Source organism: Veillonella parvula (genome assembly GCF_032575955.1).
Lineage (GTDB): Bacteria > Bacillota > Negativicutes > Veillonellales > Veillonellaceae > Veillonella > Veillonella parvula_J.
This window is the reverse complement of record NZ_JAWFXN010000001.1, coordinates 231,673-252,994: the sequence shown is the minus strand read 5'-3', so window position 1 is coordinate 252,994 and position 21,322 is coordinate 231,673. Positions and strand designations below refer to the sequence as shown.

The window sequence follows — 21,322 nt, the reverse complement described above, 5'->3', positions numbered from 1 at the left end:
AGGTTGCAAAGGTTATGAATGACTACATTAGTAGTCATTCATAAGACTTCCAATTCCAATTTCTTCATACCTTATTAATTTAACATCAGAATATCACTTCAAATATTGATGAAAAGCTCTTTCTGCTGCAATCATTTCAATGGTAATATCATTGATATCACCATTAGTATGATTTTTAAGTAACCCTAAAGATCCTGTTCCCAATATATAATCTTCATCCCCCTCAGTAGGCATTAAGAAGCTATTTTTAGTAATTATCAGATGATTCTCAGTAGCAAAATCACGATAGGCTAATTCATATAGAATCTGTTTTGTCAACGACTCAATGCCAGGTACATTACTTATATTCCCATTTTCATCAAAGGATGTATTATAATACTTAGCATCATAAATAACTAAATTATCATTTTCAAAAGTAACAATATCTGGCATTAAAGTATTAGTAGTATCATACTGATCTGACCCCTTTTGCCTCCATTTAGGTTTATCTATAATATTCTTTAAGTATGTCCGTTTTTCTACCATATGTTTATAGGTATATCCTAATTCAGACAGCTTTTTATCTAAGCTATTATTCTTAATAACTGCACAGACATCTTGCCATACTAGATTAAAACTATTAGTCCCAATAAAGGATATTTCATCAGAAAGATTATTCGATTTACTCTCTAATAAATAGTCTTTTAAAAGTTTTAGTATATTTTGTCTATCAGAGCGAAATTGAACAGATATCTCTTGATTTATACGATTAATAATATAATCAAGATCACCTAATGTACTAAGACTTTCTTCAGTAAAAAATACAGAGGTCATATTTAATATAGAAAATATCTCTTGAAACTCCATACAAATTAAAGTTAATACAATTCGATGCAAACGATAAAAGAAGTTATTAATATTATTCTCTTGATTTAGTGTAAACCAATCAAAATAAATTGGTGTATCTTCGATAATATAAGCATCACTCATAGAAACAGTCTGATTCCACAGTATTTGCCCATCACCATTAACTTCAATAATACTCTGCTCAGATTTATATAATCCGTTTTGCATATAATCCTTTAATAGTTGAATAGCAATAGATAACATATTAATAAAATCTGATTTTTCACTATCATCACTAACTTGTTTCTGCTCCTTATAATTATATTTTTCTATTACTTGTAAGATTAATTTAATGAGTGGGTATCCCAATTGACTATCATTAATATAGGTACTTTCATTAAGATACTTTGGATAAACAAATAAGTAGCTATCTCCTAATTTTAATATCCCTACATATTGAAAGTAATAAATATCCTTATTATTTTTACATAAAGAAATTAGAGATGATTCATCCATAAGTATTGATAGGTCTTTAACTTTTGATATTGAAGTACATTTTAATATATTTAATCTCCTAAGTTCACGAGCTACATAACTTAATTTTTTACCTTCTAGATTTAGTAAATCTGCCAATTCGTCGCGAGTATAAGCTTTCCATTCTTGAACTAATTTAATTTTCATCTGTCGAATCCTGATTATTGTTAGTACTAATAGGATTAATATCTATTTCTTCTCTAAATATAGTAAGCGGGTTATCATCAAAAGCCATACACAATTGTGAATAGGTTCCATAAATCCCCTCTTTAAACAATTTACCTCTAAAGGCACGTGCTGCATCCTCATATAAATACATTAGTACTTTATCTTTTAATACTTTTGAAATATATAATTTGTCATTATCGTTCAATACATTTTTAGATACGAAATATGGACCAAGTAATTTATCCTCTGGAATATTTAACTTAGAAAGTCTCTCATTAATCTGTTCACGATAATCATTCCATTTATATTCTTCATCACCACATTTAAATATATAGGATTCAAACTCATCAGAATTGTTATCAACAGCATCATTTACACCTAAATAGGTAAATTCCCAACGTCTCTTAAAAGCAGTATCCATAGGCATAACACCTTGATCAGCACTATTCATTGTAGCCCAAATATATAAATTATTAGGTAAATAAAGAGTAGAAAAATTTTCTCCTAATTTCTCCTGAATATTTTCATTTAATAATTCATCTATAAAGGCTTCATTTTTAAAGTAGTCTTGTAACTCTTTTGTAACAGCAATACTATATTCACTCTCACCATTACTATTCCGGTCTAATAATTGAAATAAGTCACCAAATACAGCTGCAACATTTGCTCGGTTGATTTCCTCAATAATAACTAAGTAGTTTTTATCTGGATTCTTCAATGCCTCAACTAGTTGATTAATCAATATACCAGGGACAAATTTATAAGTAATTTTTTCAGAATTATCTCCTGTAGGATATGGTTTATACTGCCCCACAAAATTACCATACATATAGTTAGGATGGAAAGTAACACGCATAAAATTCTCTCCAAAATACTGTTTTGACTCTTGATTTAACTTATAACTTTTGCCAGTTCCAGGAGCACCAAAAAAAATCCGCTGATGAGGAATATTTAACGGCTCAACTATAGTAGGTGTACTAAAAAAAGAATATTCATGTAAGTTTTTATAATTATCTAAATAAAAATAAAAAAGTTCCTTAGTAAATGCATAGACATATTCATTACCTTTTCTTTGTCTTGCAAATCCAGACGTAATTGCATCGGCAATTGTTTCAATTTTAATTTGTTTAGAAATAGTACCATTAGCATCTGAATATTTTAATTTCCAAGCACAAATAACAAGGTTATCATTATAATTATAGATACCTAAATGTAATACACACGCTCCATTTGTTAAAAGATGGTATGCATAATTAATATATTTAGAATATTGCTGTATTCTTTGTTCATTCTTTAAGCTATTTCTACCTCCCGGTGTACAATTTTTTATACATACATAGAATGTATAATTTTTACGGAAATTTGATACATTAATTTTATAAATCTCAGGATAATCTTCTACCGCTTCAATACTATTTATTGTGTTACCATTAACCATTAACACTTCTTCTAAAAGATTTTTAACATCTATATTAGTTAACGAATAATTATATTCTCCTGAAATAATTTCTCCGCAATTAGTAGCCCACTGGTATTCAGACATATTTTACCTCATTTTTTAAAATACTGATTCATTATTGCATTTGCAACTACTTCTACCATTTTAACTGGTACAGCATTTCCAATTTGTCTCCATTGTTCACGAAAATCCCCACTAAACTCATATTCATCTGGAAACGTTTGAAGTCGTTTAATCTCATTTATTCGTAAAAATCTATTTTTCCAATGAAACGGCCCCATATTATTAGAAAAACTAGCTTGGATAGTCCAAGATGGTTTTTTAGGTGATAACTTTAGCAAAAAAGACCAATATCTAGATCGCCATTTAAATATCGGATTTGGATAACCTCGCTTTTCAGTAAAATATAAATAATTATCACCAGGAGGTACCAATTTCAATAATTCTTTATGTTTTGATCCAGCCTGCATTTCACTATCAATAGGTAAATCATAATCCAAATCACCTATTGCTTCTCCACATGTGACCCAAGGTTTTCTTTCAAATAATTCAACTTCTTTATCTGGATTATAATGTGTCGGTTCTGGAAATAAAAATCTTTCACCAAAGTCCTCTCTAACGCCAACACATATAAAGCGTTCTCTCATTTGAGGTACCCCATAATCTGCAGTATTCACTACTTTATAAGTTAACTTATAGCCCAATTTTGTTGATTCACTAATTAGCAAATCAAACGCAGCTTTATGCGGTTTATATACAAAACCAAATACATTTTCAAAGAAAAACACCTTAGGCTTTAAAATTTCTAAAGCTCTAAAATACTCATACAAAGTAAATGCATTCTCATCTTCTAATGCACGTTTTTTTTCAGTACGATAAAATCTTGACTTTGAATAAGCCGGACAAGGTGGTCCACCAACTAAAACATCAATATCATCAACAGTATAATTTATTGATGATAAAAGTTCTGTATAATTTATTTTTCTAATATCATCACAAACTACCAAAGAAGATAAATGATTATTTTTTAATGTTTCACATGCTGGAGGCCAATAATCCGTAGACATCAAAATATTAAATCCTACAGATTTAAAACCTATATCGATTCCTCCACCCCCAGAAAATATACTTACGACATTAGGCATTACATTAAACTCTCCTTTACATACTCAATCATTGCTGCCCCCATTAAACAAGGTACTGCATTGCCAATTTGTTTTTGTACACTTCGTCTACTTCCTTTAAATATATAATCCTCAGGAAATGTTTGCAATGCAGCTATTTCTGGAACACGTAAACGTCGATTCTCCCAATGAAAAGGCCCCACCCATGGGCCTGGTTGCGCAGTTATAGTCCAAGATGGCTTATCTGGTGATAACTTTAATAGAAAACTCCAAAATCTTTTATCCGCTATAAATTTAGGATTAGGATAACCTGCCCACGCTGTTAAAGCCTTATAATTCTGCCCAGGAGGAACTTCACATAGATCATCATAATATGTTCCTCCTTTTGTTACCTCATAAGGTTCGAAATATTCATCTCCAGAATATGGTGCCAATACATTACCAACAGATACATATGGTAATAACCCCTCTTGTAAAGAATCCGGATTTCCATGTGTTTTCCTTGGTGCTTCAGATATAAAATCTCCTTTTATACCAACTATAAATAACCGTTTTCGTTTTTGTGGAACTCCATAATCTAAAGCGTTTGCCCTTATAATTTTATAATTATATCCTGCCTCTTGAATCAATTTAATAAAAGAATCAACAATAACTTTATTAGTTGGGTGGAGTAAGCTTTCAACATTTTCAAAAACAAAACCATCAGGAGATAATTCAAGAACTACACGTAAATATTCATCAACTAAAAAGGCTCTAGGATCATTAATGCCTTTTCTAGTTTCATGTCCAACCCAATATCCTGCTTTAGAAAATGGTTGACAAGGTGCTCCGCCTATCACTATGAATTTATCAAACTCATATTGCATTATTTTATCTCTAATAATATTACTCGAAATTTTACTCAAATCACCTTGAATAATAGTAGTATTCTTGAAATACTTTTTATTAGACTGAAGTGTCTCAATGCAATCTTTTTCTATATCAGTACTAAAAATAACTGGTACATCTGCCATATGACTAGCTATATCTAATCCACCAGCACCAGAAAATAAACTAATGGCTACTATTTTATTCATATAAACTCCATAAGATACTAAAAAACTATATACAAAAATATAGTATTAAATAATAGTTATATAGCAAAATAGATATTTAATGTATACTCCAAAGGGAACATATATTCTATTATACAAAATTAACTTTAATTTATCTATATATCATTTTACCTTCTAATTGTATTATATTAGTAATATAATACAACTTATAATTATATTATGTTCAATAAAAAATTCATACTTTTAATTTTAAGTAAGTAAAACTAGAAAATATTAACACTATGATTATCTACTCTTCCACAAAACAATCCTTCATCCAAGATTTCGAACAAGGTGTCTTGGTAAAAAAGCTACATCAAACGTTAACAGAAAAATATCGTCGTGTAGGCGAATCTGAAATTCATTCATGGCAAACTTCATTATCTTATATGGCTAATGTCATGCGTGATATAGCAATACCAGACTTGGCCGGTGTTGCCATTGAATATATTGTTCCAAACACCCAAAAGCGTGTCGATTTTATAATTACCGGTCTTGATCAACATAATAAAGAACATGTTATTATCGTTGAATTAAAACAATGGGGCGAAGCTTTCAAAGTAGCAGATAAGGATAATATTGTATCTACCTATCTCCGTGGAGGACTCCATGAAGTTACGCACCCATCCTACCAAGCCTGGTCCTACTGTAGCCTCATTGAAAACTTCAATGAAGATGTACAGACGAGACCTATTGAATTACATCCATGTGCATTTTTACATAACTTTGATGAAAGCATCTCAACTGAATTACGAGATTCAATCTATAGCGCTATATTAGACATATCCCCTATGTTTACATTAGGCCAAATGAATAACTTACGTAACTTTATCAAGACCTATATTCCAAAACCTGACACAACAAATATCATAGAGTCTATCGAGCATGGTAGGCTCAGACCATCTAAAGCACTTCAGGATTCGATTCTAAGTATGTTGAAGGGCAATAAAGAATTTGTTCTTATTGATGACCAAAAGGTTGAGTTCGAACGTATAAAAAAGCTGCCCTAGATGCTATTAAGAATAATCAAAAAACGGTATATATAGTTCGTGGCGGGCCCGGCACTGGTAAAAGTGTTGTAGCAATAAACTTATTAGCTGAATGTATCCATAACGGCTATATAGCGCAGTATATTACATCTAATGCAGCACCACGAAATGTATATAGTACCATGTTACAAAAAGGATTCAAGAAAACAGAGATTAAAGCATTATTCCAAGGTAGTGGCACATTCCATACACGTTCTAAAAATGCACTTCAAATTGCAATTGTTGATGAAGCACATAGATTACGTGAAAAATCTGGAATGTACCAAAATGAAGGGGAAGACCAAATCAAAGAAATTATTAATGCCTCCCTCTTTAGTGTCTTCTTTATTGATCGAAATCAACGTGTTACTTTTAAAGATGCAGGTACTATCGATAAAATATTAAAGTTTAGTACTGAGCAAAAGGCTCTTGTTTATGAGGGCGCACTAGAATCCCAGTTCCGTTGTAATGGCTCTGACGGCTATTTAGCTTGGTTAGACAACGTTCTTCAAATTGCAGAAACAGCAAACTATGATGGTTTTGAAGGTGATTATGACTTTAGGATTTTTGATGATCCTAATGCTATGTATGCTGCTATAAAAGCAAAAAATGAGATAAACAATAAGTCTCGAGTTTTAGCAGGCTATTGTTGGGATTGGCCTAAGGAAGGTCGAACAACTTCTCTTGTAAAAGATATCCAAATACTGGAACATAATTTTGGAATCAGCTGGAACTTAGAAAATTCTACCACATATGCAATAGATCCAGATTCTATTAATGAAGCAGGCTGTATTCATACCACTCAAGGCCTTGAATTTGAATACGTAGGTGTTATTATCGGTGATGATCTACGTTATGAAAATGACAAACTCATCGTAGATATTAATAAACGTGCTAAAACAGATCAGTCTATCAAAGGTATCAAAAAACTTTTAAAAGAAAACCCTGAAGAAGGACATCGTATTGCAAATGAAATTGTAAAAAATACATACCGTACATTAATGACACGTGGCCAAAAAGGTTGCTACATCTACTGTACAAATAAAGACTTAGCCAATTACTTTAAATTAGCCTATAATCATCAGTTAAGCTATACTTACGATGAATCTCAAGTTGTTCTAGCGACACAACCAATGGCCGCCGATAAAACGAGTTCTAATACAACAAAATAGAGTCTTAAAGACTTGATATAGTAAAATGAGCCTGTGGCACTATAATAATATAGTGCTACAGGCTCATTTTTAATTATTATTCAACTCATAAATAACGACTACTTAGTATTCTTAATATCATAAGTAACCATTTCTTTTGGCATCTTAGCCCCCAGTCCACTTTGGAATGTATGATAGTAGTCCTTATTGTTATTAGTATCTACATATTGCACAATATCACGATAGTCTTTTACCAATAGATTACTATTATTAGACATAATAAAGTGCGTATATACAAATTGTTTGTCATGAGATATTAACATATACAAAGTTGTATTAGGGCGCTTAATTTGCAAGTATACAGATGGCATAGCATCATTCCATACAGTAGCAAATTGAATTGGTTGTCGCATCGAATATTTGTCAGACATAATGATACTTCGTACAACTTTTGGGAATATATTCTCTAGATGTTGCATATCAGTATCTGCTATTGGCATCACCATAATCCCTTCTTTATAATGATTGCTATTATGTATGTACATATACGAATCGCTTTTATCTACCCGTACCATTTTACTTGTTTTTAGTATTAAAAATGTAAAATCATTAATTTTCAATGTCTTACTTTTAGAAAAGATATCCTTAGCGGGTTCAATAGATGGTAGAACATAGTTTACCAAAGGTGACATTATAATTTCTTTAGTCTTATCTACACCTTGTTTCTCCAATGAATTCAACTGTTTTTTAGGTGTCAAATTGTAACCGATATGATAGGAAATTGTAGGTGTATCCTTCATTGTAAAATTGATACTCCCTACCATCGGAGTCCCCTTAGCATATGTTACATCCCATGTGGCTTTTTCTATAGTAGGATACATAAATTTATCAGCATATAAAGAAGGATTAGGCGCTTTATACACTCCAGCTGTTTTCTCTGCAATAGCTTTCATATCATCAATAGTCAACTTGTTATATGAAATCTTACTATCTTCCCAATTATTTCCAGCTGGTTGATGTCGTAATTCATAGGCCATAATTCCATTAGGACTCATAATTATTGCCTGTTTGAAAGCAGAGGTGCCATCTGAAATTTTTTCAGTATTACCATACCTACTTGGATATGGCATAGTAAATTTTATATTTGCTCCATCCTCCTTTAAAATAAATACTGTTGAAGAAAAATTTAACGAATGGTTTAACTCACGATTTGAATAAATTACCTTATCTAAATCTATATCACCATTACCTACCACAGCTTTGGGCATATAATCTTTTATTTCTGCTTCAACCTCACGTTCCATCTTGTGTACATCTAAATCAGTCTTGCGATAATTTTGATATGCATCCTTTGATATTGTAGGATCCGCACCTGGTATATTAATATCAATCGCATGACTTCCTAACGTAACACAGCTAAAACATAGTGTAGCCATCAATATACGTTTCATAATAGACTCTCATCCTTTCACATAATGCCTCTCAAATAGTATATATGTATAGAATATCATATTTTAGTTGACATTTAGTAGTACAATATAAGTATAGAAATGAGGAGGTGATACCTATGAAGTTTACAAAACGTATGATTGTCATGACGCTTTTAGCCGTGACAGCGGCTGTATCTACAGGATTTGCTTATGATTATGTATGCAATGGATCACAAGCAAATTGCAATACCAATGCTCAGTATAAATGTAATACAGATACTCAATACAATTGTAATACAAACGCTCAATACAACTGTAATAATAACAATACAGTTTGTAACAATACTAGCCAAAGTTACTGTAGTCAAAACTCTAATACTAGAGGATGTGGCGGATATAGAAGATAATATGATAAGTACACTAAAAGCCTATAGTACAGTATATGTACTATAGGCTTTTATAGAGTTTATAACAAGAATACTATTTAATGCATCAATGTACTGATAAGACACAATTTAAAGCTACACTTGTATTAGGAGTTCATGCGGTTAAAGTATTCAATGGCTTTTGGTGTAAAACCAATATAGGTATTACCAGCTGCGTACGGTCCTAGTTCATATGGTTGGTAAACTAAATCAATGTTCCCCTTACCACGTAAGCAATAGTTATCGGTTACATATTTTACACTCCATCCACTTGGAATATAGCTCTTTGTATGATTACCTGTATAATAACTTAATACATGGGATCGTAAGCCGTTATCCAATTGTGCTTCATTCGCAATTTTTATATAGTTATATAATGGAATGCGTTGACCTGTTACTTTATTATATACAAGACCTCTTGTATTATACATACCATGAGCAGCTCCGGCGTAGTAATAATAGGTAGTTAGTAGGATTGAAACAACTTGACTATCCTCATAGGTAACCTTATAGTTTTGAGAAACTTGATAAATATGTTGGTTGTAATACATATCCTTTGCTTCGAGTACATAATTTGCAATATCTGTATTAATAACTCTTTGAGCATAAGCATGATCTGTATAAACTAAAGGATACTTTAAATCTAAATTTACATCTGATTGACTGCCTGTAACAACAGTTGCATACGTTGGTACAGTTAACATAACACCTAACATAGAGATCATACATAGCTTTTTAAAGATTCCCATAATAATGTCTCCTTTTACAAGCACCTTAAATAGGTTTATTACTATGTTAGTTCTACAAGCTATAATAAAACTCCTCTTTTATATTTTACTTTTTTGATAGTTTATTTCACTTTATAAAACAGCTAAAATGATTTAGTATTTTACACTAAAATATAAATGTAGCTATATCATACTTTCACCATACAAAAAGGACCCTCCAAAGAGAGTCCTTAATCTGTATTATTATGCTATTAAGCGTTTTTAGCTACTTCCATAAACTCATTTATCTTATTTCTTATGAAGAGTCATATTTTCAAAAGCTGTACCATAAGCTTCTTTAAAGATATAGTTACCTACAACATATTTAGGATCACGCAAAGCTACATCAACGTATTGTTGTTGAATATTACCGAAATTTCCCAAAGCCACACCTTCATAATTAAAATCTTCCACACTATTTATCGTTAATTTCATACCAGAGCTAGCTTGTTTAGCATATATGAGGAGTGAATAGTCTTGTGCATACTGTGGAGTACGTAATACGCTGGCTACAGAATGGTTTATATCATAACGATAAGTAACTAAAACCTTGTGAATATATGAGTTAGTTCTACGACTATTATTATTTTCAACCTCATATACAACTGCCTGTGCTTTATAAATAAACTGGTTCTCTTCTATTCTTTTAATGGAACTCTTATCTACAAAATACGTAATGGCATTTTCCCCTGTAAGAATAGGAATATTATTCTTATCATTTTTAATAGCTTCCAGCGATATAGCTTGAATTTGTAATGGTATTACTATACATACTAACAATAACATAGAAAATAACTTTTTCATTAATTTGAATCCTCTCTTTCAATATTTATCACACACATTCTATGTATAGAATATCATATTATAAAAGTATTGATAATCTATTACTTTCACCACATAAAAAAGGACCCTCCAAAGAGAGTCCTCAATATATATATGGTTATGCTATTAAGCGTTTTTAGCTACTTCAACAAGTTTAGCGAATGCTGCTGCATCGTTAACTGCCAAGTCAGCCAACATTTTACGGTTAACTTCAACGCCTGCTTTAGCTAAACCAGCGATGAAACGGCTGTAAGTTGTACCGTTGATGCGAGCCGCTGCGTTGATACGAGCGATCCACAATTGACGGAATTCGCGTTTTTTTGCACGACGGTCACGACGAGCGTAGTATAACGCTTTCATTACTGTTTCGTTAGCTTTTTTGAACAAACGGGAACGTGTACCACGGTAACCTTTAGCTAATTTTAAAATCTTTTTATGACGTGCATGAGCTGTAACGCCCTTTTTCACTCTTGCCATTGTATATTCCTCCTAAATTACGATGTATCGATCTAATAGTTAACGATTAAGCGTATGGTAAGCATTTAGCTACGCGTTTATGGTCAGCTTTTGCAACCAATGTAGCTTTACGTAAATTACGTTTACGAGCTGGAGATTTTTTCTCAAGAATGTGGCTTTTGAAAGCTTTCGCACGCTTGAATTCACCAGTACCAGTTACTGCGAAACGTTTAGCCGCTGCGCGACGAGTTTTAATTTTTGGCATAATATAATCCTCCCAATACCTTATTTACTTACTAAAATCATGGTCATGTTACGACCTTCTAATTTAGCTGCTTTTTCAATAGACGCTGTTTCTTTGAGTTCTTCAGCAAAACGTGTCAACACTGCCATGCCTAGTTCTGGATGTGAAAGTTCACGACCGCGGAACATAATGGTTACTTTTACTTTGTTACCTTCAGCCAAGAATTTGGATGCGTTTTTCATTTTTACGTAAAAGTCATGGTCTTCAATATGTGGACGTAATTTGACTTCTTTCAAAGTTACGATTTTTTGTTTCTTTTTCGCTTCTTTCTCGCGTTTTTGTTGTTCATAACGATATTTACCGTAGTTCATAATGCGAGCTACTGGTGGTTTAGCGTTAGGTGCAATTTCCACAAGATCAAGATGCTGTTCTTCAGCCAATGCCAAAGCCTCACGGCCAGACATAATACCGATTTGTTCGTTTTCAGGACCTACGACACGAAGTTCACGAGCACGAATTTCTTCATTAATGCGTGGTGTATCCTTGCTAATAGCGTTCACCTCCAAGAGAATAAAAAAAACGGACGGCAAACACCATCCGAATAGAATTCTCTATATTAACCTCATACTTCTTGGTATTAGGTGAGTGGCGGATGGCCTCTGCTTCATAAATTACTTAATTATAATAACAAATTAGATAGTGAAAGTCAACAACAATCTTAGATTGCTCTCAGCAATTTATTATTACAACTCTTACAGTATAACAGAGATTATAAGTTCTGTATATAGGTATACTTACTGACACCTATCCCCCTTTATGTATACAATATTTCTATAATATAATTATTAATTCTATAGAAAAATACGATACAATAATATATATAACATATTCTACCTAACTAGGTATTATTCTAACTGAGTATTATCTAACTGAGTATCATCTAACTAGGTATTGTCTAGCTAGATATTATATAGTAATAGGTATTACACAAATTGAAAGGGGTTTTATTATGAGTGTAACAACTAGTTTGCCTTCTCAAAAAGCGCGTACAACAGTTCAAAATATAGGTCTTATTCTTGCCTTTATTGTTTTAGGCAGCATTTTATTATTACCAACGCCAGAAACATTATCTACCGGTGGTCATCGCATGATTGGTGTCCTCGCCTTTGCTATCATCTTGTGGATGACATCGGCTGTATCCTATCCGGTAAGTGCGACCATGATTACGGCACTCACAGCCTTGTTACTAGGCTTCTCTCCAAATCCAGAGGCGCCCATGAAAGCTATGGGCACAGCTAATGCCTTAAAATTGATTATTTCAGGTTATTCTTCCCCAGCAATGATTCTTGTAGGTGCCGCTATGTTTATTTCCGTAGCCATGCGTAAAACAGGTCTAGATCGTCGTATTGCCATGCTCGTGTTATCTAGTGTAGGCACAAAGGTAAGCCGCATCTATTTAGGCGTTATTATTACAGGTCTTATTCTTGCCTTTTTTGTACCGAGTGCAACGGCACGTATCGCTTGTCTTGCTCCAATTATTATCGGTATCGTTGAAAACTTAGGTATTGAACGTAAAAGCCGTGTAGCAGCCCTACTCATGGTAGGTGCCGTACAAGCAGATACATTTTGGAATATTATGATTCAAACAGCTGCCGCTCAAAACCTCGTAGCTGTTGGGTTTATGCAAACACAGATGAATACATCTGTAAGCTGGATTGATTGGCTTACAGCAGCTGCACCGTTCTCCATTATTATGGCTATCATTACCTACTTTGTAACGCAAGCTTTAATTAAACCTGAATTTAAAGAACTCGTTGGCGGTGATGTACAACTCGCTAAGATGCGTAAAGAAATCGGTCCAATGACCTTTGATGAAAAGAAACTATTATGCATCTCTATTGGTTTATTAGCATTGTGGGCAACGGGAGGTAAATTACATACCATCGATACTACAACAACTACAATTATAGCAATTGCCTTATTCTTTATCCCTAAAATTGGCATTATGGACTGGAAATTTGCACAGCCAAACATCGACTGGGGATCGATTGTTATGTTTGGTGCTGGTATCGGTCTTGGTTCCGTATTACTTAAAACGAAAGCGGCCACCTGGCTCGCTCAAGTATTTGTAAATGCCTTTTCCCTTGAAACGGCAAGCGTATTCCTTTTGATTGCTATTATGGCTACCTTCTTGATTTTAATCCACCTTGGATTTGCTTCAGCTACAGCCCTTTCCTCTGCCATGATTCCTATCGTAATCTCTATAGTTATGGGACATTCCGCAGAAGGACTTAATCCACTTGGCGTAACAATGCTCATGCAATATGCAATCTGCTTCGGTTTAGTATTACCAGTAAACTCTCCACAAGGCATGGTAGCTTACGGTACAGATACATTCGACGTAAAAACATTTATGACTACAGGTATTCCATTAACCATCATCGGTTATATAATGATGCTCGTATTTGCACTTACATACTGGCACTGGATCGGAATTGCTTAAGTCTAAATATTCTAAATAGACCAAATATTCTAGATAATTCTAATATTTTAAATTAAACATACTATAAAAGGCTCTGTCTTATGACAGAGCCTCTTGATTTTTATATGCCTTTCAATATAAAACGTCTATGTTCTTTTCAATGTAAAGCTTTCACAGATATTTATTTATTCTAATTCCTTACCTTTTAGTTCAGGAATTAAGAATACAGTTGCTAAAATATCGATTACATAGATAATCGCGAGGAAAGCGATTGCCACTTGATAAGAGTACAATGAGATAATCATACCTACTACCATTGGGCTAAAGCCACCTACGGCACGACCGATGTTAAATAATACGTTTTGAGCTGTTGCACGAGCACTTGTTGGGTATGCTTCCGCCATTAAGGCACCGTAGCCACCCATCATACCATTTACAGAGGCCCCTAATATAGCACCGGCAAATAGCATAGCTGTTGGATCAGATAGTTGAGAGTAAATCAAGATAGATGCCACAGCACATATTTGGAACAAAATAAATGTCGGTTTACGACCAATTTTATCAGCCAATCGTCCGAATAACCAAATGCCGACCATCATACCACATACAGTTACGGCAGTCCACAAACCCGATTTTGTAAGGGAAAACCCTAATTGCTTACTCAAAAAGTTAGGCAACCAAATCATAATACCGTAATAACCAAAGTTTTGAACAGATGTTAAAATAGCAACACCTATAGAGGTCTTTGTAGTTCTTACATCTTTTACTAATAACTTGAATGAGTTCGTATGGGAGTGTTCTTTAATTTCTTTACTTTGAACAAAGATTTCTGGTTCATGTAATTTCGCACGGAAGAACCAGGCTACAAAGGCAGGAATAATACCAACCATGAACATACCACGCCAGCCAATATAAGGAAGTAATACGGGCGTTAACAGTGCTGCGGCCAATACGCCTAACTGCCAGCCGATGGCAACATAGCTCGTCGCTTTTGCACGGTGTTGTGCAGGCCAGGCTTCAGCTGCTAAGGCCATACCAATACCAAATTCACCGCCTAAGCCGATACCGGCAATTGTACGATATATGAGAAGATCCCAATACCCTTGTGCAAAAGCACATAGGCCAGTGAATACAGCAAATAATACAATAGTCCATGTCAACACACGAACACGACCAAACTTATCTGACAAGGTACCAAAGATAAAACCACCAATTACAGCACCTACCAAGGTCCACGTCACAAGGGAACCTGCTTGACCTGTGGTCAAACCTAAGTCCCCTGAAATTAAGCTCAACATAAAGCCGAGAATCAAGAGATCAAACCCATCCATGGCATAGCCAATAGAGGAACCAATAACAGCTTTCCAACCGTATGAATTTACTTTTTTCATAGTCATTTCCTTTCGCTACTCACAGGTAACAATTAAAGCGAATATAATACAAAATCCCCCTCTTATAATCTCATCACTATTAAATTATACAGACTAATTTAAATTGTGCAAGATGTGAGGGGGATTTATAACATTATAATTACTAGGAGAGTAAATAATTAGTTGCGTTCTTTAATTTCAGTTTTAATAGAATTGAAGAATTCTTCGAATGGTACGGAGCCCAATTCGTCACCACCGTGTTTACGAACGTTAACTGTGCCTTCTTCGACCTCTTTATCACCCACAACAAGCATGTATGGAACCTTTGCCATTTGTGCTTGGCGGATTTTATAACCGATTTTTTCGCTGCGGTCGTCTACTTCTACGCGTACATAGTCACGGTGCATTTGTTTTGCCAAGTCCTTAGCATATTCAACGTGTTTTTCAGAGATAGGCAAGATTTTAACTTGTACAGGAGCCATCCATGTTGGGAATGCACCTGCATAATGTTCAGTTAAGATACCGATAAAACGTTCCATGGAGCCGAAGCATGCACGGTGAATCATAATAGGGCGATGTTTTTGACCATCTTCGCCAACATATTCAATTTGGAAACGTTCTGGCAAGTTCATATCCAATTGGATAGTACCACATTGCCATGTACGGCCCAAGGAGTCTTCAATATGGTAGTCAAGTTTAGGACCGTAGAATGCACCATCACCAGGATTAATTACGTATGGAATGCCTTTTGCTTCGATAGCATTACGCAATGCTTCTGTCGCTGCTTCCCAAATCGCATCATCACCCATTGCATTGTCAGGTTTAGTGGATAATTCCACATGGTATTTCAAGCCAAATTGGCTATAAATGCGGTCGAATAATTCGATAACTTTCATCAACTCAGATTGCATTTGGGATGGCAACATAAATACGTGAGCATCGTCTTGTGTGAAAGCACGTACCCGGAACAAGCCGTGTAATGCACCAGATAATTCATGACGGTGAACTAGACCAAGTTCAGCGTAACGCAATGGGAAGTCACGGTAAGAGTGCATTTCGTTTTGGTAAACCAAGATACCGCCTGGGCAGTTCATAGGTTTAATTGCATATTCTTCTTCGTCGATAATTGTAGTGTACATATTTTCACGGTAATGGAACCAGTGACCAGATGTTTCCCACAATTGTTTGTTCAAGATGATTGGTGTACGGATTTCTTCGTATTCAAATTCATGGTGAACTTCGCGCCAGAAGTTTTCTAATTCGTTGCGAAGAGCCATGCCTTTTGGCAAGAAGAATGGGAAACCAGGACCTTCTTCTTTGATAACAAACAAGCCAAGTTCTTTACCAAGCTTACGGTGGTCTCGTTTAGCCGCCTCTTCAAGCATGTGAAGGTATGCATCCAGTTCTTCTTTTTTCTCGAATGCTGTACCGTAAATACGTTGTAACATTTTATTTTTTTCATCGCCACGCCAGTATGCACCTGCAATGCTTTGTAATTTGAAAGCTTTCACCTTACCAGTAGATGCCACGTGAGGTCCTGCACAAAGATCGATGAAATCCCCTTGAGAGTAGCAAGAGATTACAGCATCTTCAGGAAGATCTTGAATCAATTCTACCTTGTAATCTTCATTTTTAGCTTTAAAGAATTCGATAGCTTCTTGACGAGGCATAACGGATTTAGTAATCGGTAAATTTTCTTTTACAATACGGCTCATTTCCTTTTCGATTTTACCCAAATCTTCAGGAGTCAAAGTATGTTCCATATCGATATCATAGTAAAAACCCTTATCGATAGCAGGACCGATAGCCAATTTAGCTTCAGGCCATAAACGTTTAACCGCTTGTGCCAAGATATGAGAAGCTGTATGGCGCAAAGTATGTTTGCCTCCTTCATCTTCGAATGTTAAGAACGCAACTTCAGAACCATCTACAAGTTCTTCGCGAAGGTCTGTTAATTCGTCATTTACGTTTGCAGCTAGTACTTTTTTAGCCAAGCTGTTAGATAGTTGTTTTACTGCTTCCCCAAGAGTAGTGCCAGCAGCGTATTCCTTTGCACTACCATCAGGTAAAATGATTTTTACATCTGCCATTTTTCTTTCCTCCAATTTATAAACTAGGATAGCTTTGATTTTTCACTGTCCCCAATAGACCTACTTACCACACAATACATATACAGTGAGTAAATATCTTGAAGAAATTGGGTAATAAAAAAAGACCCTCTATCCCTACAAACAAGGGACGAAGATCATTCGCGGTTCCACCCTAGTTAACTACCTATACGAATATATGTGTATAGTTAATTCACTTCATTAAGCCCGATAACGGTGGCGGCCGTACTTGCCTACTTAGGTTCGACAAATCAGTTTAAAGGGGGTAACTCTAATATATGTGTAAGGCATTTCCAGCATCTGCCTCTCTCTGGTACACAGGGATAAAAGAATCATGTCCTTTGCATCACTTTTACTAGATTATAGTATCATAGAGGACTAAAAATTTCAATACAGTTTAACTGGAAATTTAATAAGAACTATAAATTGTAATTGTTGTTAGAGCAATATACTATAAACTTCACCTTTATTTTTACCTATATACATTTATTTTTAAAAGAAAACGGCCCGAGAATGATATGGCCCCCTTTACTAGACAACCAGTGAAGGCGGAACATATCAGAATCTCGAGCCATTTTACATACATTATTTGCAAATTAACGTTTGAAGTTTGTAGACAGCATAGCACCAATTACTTTTTCCAATTTGCTAGTGGAAAGGTCTGGGCCTTTGTAAAGTGTTAAGAGTACATCATTAGAGTTATCTTGTTTAGATACCATCATAACGCCACTACCGCGAGCCCCGTTATCATCGTAATCTTTCGCTACGATAACAAGGTTCAAATAATGGTCCTTCATGTATGTATACACCTTGCTTGTACGCGCAGAGGAACCGATCATTTTTGCCATGTTCATACCACGGTTAAATACGATTGCATTTGCATTATGAGGATTTGCCGCTAATTGTTGCTTCTCTTCTTCATTTAGAGGCATGAGGTTTACCATGAGGGAATCACCCATCTTGCCGCGGAACATGGCTGGCATCGTTTCGCGTACGTCATCAGGAATACCTGTGTCAGCAGTCAATTTCAATTCCTTAGGAACGGTCATGTATAAAACGCCCTTGCTATTGCGTCCCACCTCTGTCGTACTGAGGTCTACAGCGCTAAGCATAATGGAATCTTTAATGGTCGCCACTTGATTAGCCAACGGTTTTTCAGGAACGCCACGGCTCGCCAATTGTACATCGCCAGATTTAGTTTTCTTCAATGTTTCCACATTCCAACTTGCACCTTTTTTGTCTGCATCGCTAGCTTCTGTGAAAGCATTCGCCCCATCCTTTGTACCTACATATACATAGGTTTGAGCTGGGATGATGGTATCTGGTGCACCAGATTTATTGAATGCCGCACCATATACTACATTAGGAATCACAGTAGAGCCAATTTGTAAATTGTTGTTAGTTTGGCTTTCCACATCAAAATTGATATTCCCTGTGAAAGTCATATCAGGACCGTGGTTGATAACAACCACATCTCCTGCTTGAGGAATGATTACAGGACCAACAGGACCCGCCATAGCTACACCTGCCATCGATACTCCAAGGCAAGCTGTTAATAATGCGCGTTTCAAAATAGATTGTTTCATAGATATACTCTCATTTCTCTATAATTTGTATACATTTGATGTAATTGTAAATCTAGTATAGTCATAAAATTCCCTCATACGATTTACAATAAAAATTATACTTAACCTTCTATAGTGACATAGTCGGATAAGCTACTTAATACTTCAAGCGCCAAGGGCCTTGTAGATGGTGTACAGCGCAACATGCACCGCCCACTCGTATCTACCGAGGTCATAACACCTAAATATTCATAGCCTTCAATGATGCGATTGATGAAATTCGTATGCTTAGGATCAATGTGAAAGTACACATACGCTTCTTCTCCAGAGGTGGTTAAGTCGGGTACATCTGGAAATGCACCGATTGATTTACTCGGCTCTAAAGCTGTACTGCTCATAAACTATTCATCTTCTTTAGATTTGCACTCACGGCGCATCATGGAGTAAGGTTCAAGAGGTGTATCCATATAAATGCGAACTTTCATTTGTGCATGCGGTGCTACATCGATAGGATTGCCATCTTCATCTGTCATTTTTTCGATTACCGTTTCAACGAGTTCCCCTTTTGGCTGGCAGAATTCTACCTTATCGCCTACCTTGAAGTTATTACGTTGTTCAAGATCAACGTATTTTTCTTCTTCGTTGTAACCCATAACTAAACCGATGAAATCATGGCTCTGAGTATTCGTAGATTTACCATAGTTTTGAGCCGTTTCATCAGGGCGACCTTCTGCAAAGCCGTCTGTATAAGGGCGATGGGAAATCTTTTCTAATTCTGCAATCCATTCTGGACGAACGTACCAATCTTTACCTTCTTTAAGGTATGTATCAATCGCTGTGCGATATACTTTTGCCACTGTGGCACAGTAGTGAACGGATTTCATGCGACCTTCGATTTTAAGGCTATCAATACCAGCTTCATATAGATCTGGAATGCGGTGAATTAAGCACAAGTCTTTAGAGTTAAAGATATACGTGCCATGTTCATCTTCTTCGATTGGGTAATATTCACCAGGTCGATTAGATTCCACAAGAGAATATTTCCATCGACAAGATTGAGAACATTGACCACGGTTCGCATCGCGATTACCTGTCATATAGTTAGACAATAAGCAGCGACCAGAGTAAGAAATACACATAGAACCATGTACGAAGGACTCAATTTCAATATCTACATGATCCTTCATTTCTTTAAGATCTGCTAAGGATACTTCACGAGCCGCTACAACACGTGTGGCACCAAGCTCTTTCCACATCTGAACTGTATGCCAATTCGTAGTAGAAGCTTGTGTACTTACATGAAGCTCTAAACCTGGAGCCACGCGCTTAGCAAGGCTAAAAATCCCCATGTCTGCAACGATGATAGCATCAACACCGATGCTTTCAAGAAATTTCAAATACTCCTCTAAACCTTCGAAGTCCTCGTTATGAGGAATGATATTACATGTAACATGAATCTTTTTACCATGTGCATGTACAAATTCTACAGCTTCCTTTAATTCCTCATCGGAGAAATTAGAGTTACCTGCGCGCAAGCCAAAACGTTTGCCTGCACAATATACGGCATCCGCACCATAGCGGATAGCCATTTTAAGCTTGTCCATATTACCTGCAGGACAAAGCAATTCCATAAAATGTTCTGCCATTATTTGTTGTGCCCTTTCCACACACTCACACTCATACCATCACCCATTGGGTAAATAGTAGTGTTAAACAATTCTTTATTTTCAACATATGTTAAGTATTCTTGTAACCGTTTTACGATGGTTTTGAACCGTTTTGGTGGTTCCTTATCGCCCCTTACATAGCCTCTAAAGAGTACATTATCTGCAAGAATGACGCCCCCTTCTTTCACATGTGGCAGAATAAGTTCAAGTTGTTTTAAATATTGCCCCTTTGGACCATCTAAAAACACTAGATCATATTCGCCTGTGAGTTCCGTTAAGACTTGAGATGCATCGCCTTTCAGCAATGTAATATTATCGGCATAATCGGATTGGTTAATATAGTATTTCGCCATTTCGTGACGCACATCATCCAGTTCAATGGATGTAATATGCCCCTCTTCCTCGTCGAGTAGCGGAGCCATCAACAAAGCGGAGTAACCAATGGCGGTGCCCACCTCTAACACAGAGGTGGGCCGGTATAAACCTATTAACTCTTCAAATAGATGAACCTCAGACTCTCGTAAAATCGGCACATCATTAATCATCGCGTAAATACGCTGTTCATTTAAAATATCATTTAATGTCATGAAAGTAGATTAAATC

Annotated in this window: 20 protein-coding genes and 1 other annotated feature; of the genes, 4 read left to right on the top strand and 16 right to left on the bottom strand. The window is 35.4% G+C overall.

The window, feature by feature from the left end; genetic code table 11:
- Nucleotides 1-93: 93 nt before the first annotated feature.
- The 4 genes from E7L28_RS01150 to E7L28_RS01135 are packed head-to-tail and all read right to left on the bottom strand — an operon-like array spanning nucleotide 94 to nucleotide 5,186.
- A complete protein-coding gene (locus E7L28_RS01150) occupies nucleotides 94-1,506 on the bottom strand; it encodes an LlaJI family restriction endonuclease (protein ID WP_316711407.1) in 1,413 nt (470 codons plus the stop codon).
- A complete protein-coding gene (locus E7L28_RS01145; protein ID WP_077708539.1) occupies nucleotides 1,496-3,070 on the bottom strand; it encodes an McrB family protein in 1,575 nt (524 codons plus the stop codon). Before E7L28_RS01145 ends, E7L28_RS01150 begins: the two co-directional genes overlap by 11 nt.
- Nucleotides 3,071-3,078: 8 nt before the next feature.
- Nucleotides 3,079-4,131: a DNA cytosine methyltransferase gene (locus E7L28_RS01140; RefSeq protein ID WP_077708540.1), complete on the bottom strand. Its 1,053-nt coding sequence runs from the start codon at nucleotides 4,129-4,131 to the stop codon at nucleotides 3,079-3,081.
- A complete protein-coding gene (locus E7L28_RS01135) occupies nucleotides 4,131-5,186 on the bottom strand; it encodes a DNA cytosine methyltransferase (protein WP_316711406.1) in 1,056 nt (351 codons plus the stop codon). The genes E7L28_RS01140 and E7L28_RS01135 overlap by 1 nt, the downstream gene beginning before the upstream one ends.
- 260 nt (nucleotides 5,187-5,446) lie before the next feature.
- Here E7L28_RS01135 and E7L28_RS01130 point away from each other — a divergent pair, with 260 nt between their 5' ends.
- Together E7L28_RS01130 and E7L28_RS01125 are read left to right on the top strand one after the other, a co-directional pair.
- Nucleotides 5,447-6,214, top strand: coding sequence for a hypothetical protein (locus E7L28_RS01130; protein WP_316711404.1), 768 nt, complete (start codon nucleotides 5,447-5,449; stop codon nucleotides 6,212-6,214).
- 5 nt (nucleotides 6,215-6,219) lie between these two features.
- Entirely contained in the window at nucleotides 6,220-7,404 is a 1,185-nt protein-coding gene (locus E7L28_RS01125; protein WP_316711422.1) for a DUF2075 domain-containing protein, read from the top strand.
- A 98-nt stretch (nucleotides 7,405-7,502) separates the two neighbouring features.
- On the opposite strand, the gene E7L28_RS01120 is transcribed toward E7L28_RS01125, so the two are convergent.
- The gene (locus E7L28_RS01120) at nucleotides 7,503-8,834 is read right to left on the bottom strand and encodes a hypothetical protein (RefSeq protein ID WP_077708543.1); all 1,332 of its coding nucleotides are present in this window, start codon (nucleotides 8,832-8,834) and stop codon (nucleotides 7,503-7,505) included.
- Nucleotides 8,835-8,950: 116 nt separating this feature from the next.
- Between E7L28_RS01120 and E7L28_RS01115 the strand changes: the two genes are divergently transcribed.
- A complete protein-coding gene (locus tag E7L28_RS01115) occupies nucleotides 8,951-9,220 on the top strand; it encodes a hypothetical protein (protein WP_316711402.1) in 270 nt (89 codons plus the stop codon).
- A gap of 125 nt (nucleotides 9,221-9,345) precedes the next feature.
- Here E7L28_RS01115 and E7L28_RS01110 read toward each other — a convergent pair whose 3' ends face one another.
- From E7L28_RS01110 to infC, 5 genes are all read right to left on the bottom strand, one after another.
- Nucleotides 9,346-9,987 (bottom strand): PdaC/SigV domain-containing protein, encoded by a 642-nt coding sequence (locus tag E7L28_RS01110; RefSeq protein WP_004696331.1) that lies wholly within the window; start codon nucleotides 9,985-9,987, stop codon nucleotides 9,346-9,348.
- A gap of 267 nt (nucleotides 9,988-10,254) precedes the next feature.
- A complete protein-coding gene (locus E7L28_RS01105) occupies nucleotides 10,255-10,809 on the bottom strand; it encodes a hypothetical protein (protein WP_316711400.1) in 555 nt (184 codons plus the stop codon).
- Between the two features lie 144 nt (nucleotides 10,810-10,953).
- The gene (rplT, locus tag E7L28_RS01100) at nucleotides 10,954-11,304 is read right to left on the bottom strand and encodes a 50S ribosomal protein L20 (protein WP_004696335.1); all 351 of its coding nucleotides are present in this window, start codon (nucleotides 11,302-11,304) and stop codon (nucleotides 10,954-10,956) included.
- 46 nt (nucleotides 11,305-11,350) lie between these two features.
- Complete coding sequence (gene rpmI, locus E7L28_RS01095) at nucleotides 11,351-11,548, bottom strand: 50S ribosomal protein L35 (protein ID WP_004696338.1); 198 nt, start codon at nucleotides 11,546-11,548, stop codon at nucleotides 11,351-11,353.
- Between the two features lie 20 nt (nucleotides 11,549-11,568).
- The gene (gene infC, locus E7L28_RS01090; RefSeq protein WP_038150063.1) at nucleotides 11,569-12,087 is read right to left on the bottom strand and encodes a translation initiation factor IF-3; all 519 of its coding nucleotides are present in this window, start codon (nucleotides 12,085-12,087) and stop codon (nucleotides 11,569-11,571) included.
- 449 nt (nucleotides 12,088-12,536) lie between these two features.
- On the opposite strand from infC, the gene E7L28_RS01085 reads away from it, so the two are divergent.
- The gene (locus E7L28_RS01085) at nucleotides 12,537-14,030 is read left to right on the top strand and encodes a DASS family sodium-coupled anion symporter (protein WP_316711398.1); all 1,494 of its coding nucleotides are present in this window, start codon (nucleotides 12,537-12,539) and stop codon (nucleotides 14,028-14,030) included.
- 164 nt (nucleotides 14,031-14,194) lie between these two features.
- Here E7L28_RS01085 and E7L28_RS01080 read toward each other — a convergent pair whose 3' ends face one another.
- From E7L28_RS01080 to E7L28_RS01055, 6 genes are all read right to left on the bottom strand, one after another.
- Nucleotides 14,195-15,400 carry an MFS transporter gene (locus E7L28_RS01080; RefSeq protein WP_156697621.1) on the bottom strand — a complete coding sequence of 402 codons (1,206 nt, stop codon included), beginning with the start codon at nucleotides 15,398-15,400 and terminating at the stop codon, nucleotides 14,195-14,197.
- 158 nt (nucleotides 15,401-15,558) lie between these two features.
- A complete protein-coding gene (gene thrS, locus E7L28_RS01075) occupies nucleotides 15,559-17,469 on the bottom strand; it encodes a threonine--tRNA ligase (RefSeq protein ID WP_316589129.1) in 1,911 nt (636 codons plus the stop codon).
- Nucleotides 17,470-17,610: 141 nt separating this feature from the next.
- Nucleotides 17,611-17,843 (bottom strand) — a binding site (T-box leader).
- Between the two features lie 240 nt (nucleotides 17,844-18,083).
- Nucleotides 18,084-19,073, bottom strand: coding sequence for a hypothetical protein (locus E7L28_RS01070; RefSeq protein WP_120055385.1), 990 nt, complete (start codon nucleotides 19,071-19,073; stop codon nucleotides 18,084-18,086).
- Nucleotides 19,074-19,174: 101 nt separating this feature from the next.
- Nucleotides 19,175-19,450 carry a DUF4911 domain-containing protein gene (locus E7L28_RS01065; protein ID WP_195213129.1) on the bottom strand — a complete coding sequence of 92 codons (276 nt, stop codon included), beginning with the start codon at nucleotides 19,448-19,450 and terminating at the stop codon, nucleotides 19,175-19,177.
- A gap of 3 nt (nucleotides 19,451-19,453) precedes the next feature.
- Nucleotides 19,454-20,698, bottom strand: a complete 1,245-nt coding sequence (locus tag E7L28_RS01060) for a peptidase U32 family protein (protein WP_155086119.1) — start codon at nucleotides 20,696-20,698, stop codon at nucleotides 19,454-19,456.
- Nucleotides 20,698-21,306 (bottom strand): O-methyltransferase, encoded by a 609-nt coding sequence (locus E7L28_RS01055; RefSeq protein ID WP_004697053.1) that lies wholly within the window; start codon nucleotides 21,304-21,306, stop codon nucleotides 20,698-20,700. Before E7L28_RS01055 ends, E7L28_RS01060 begins: the two co-directional genes overlap by 1 nt.
- Nucleotides 21,307-21,322: the final 16 nt, after the last annotated feature.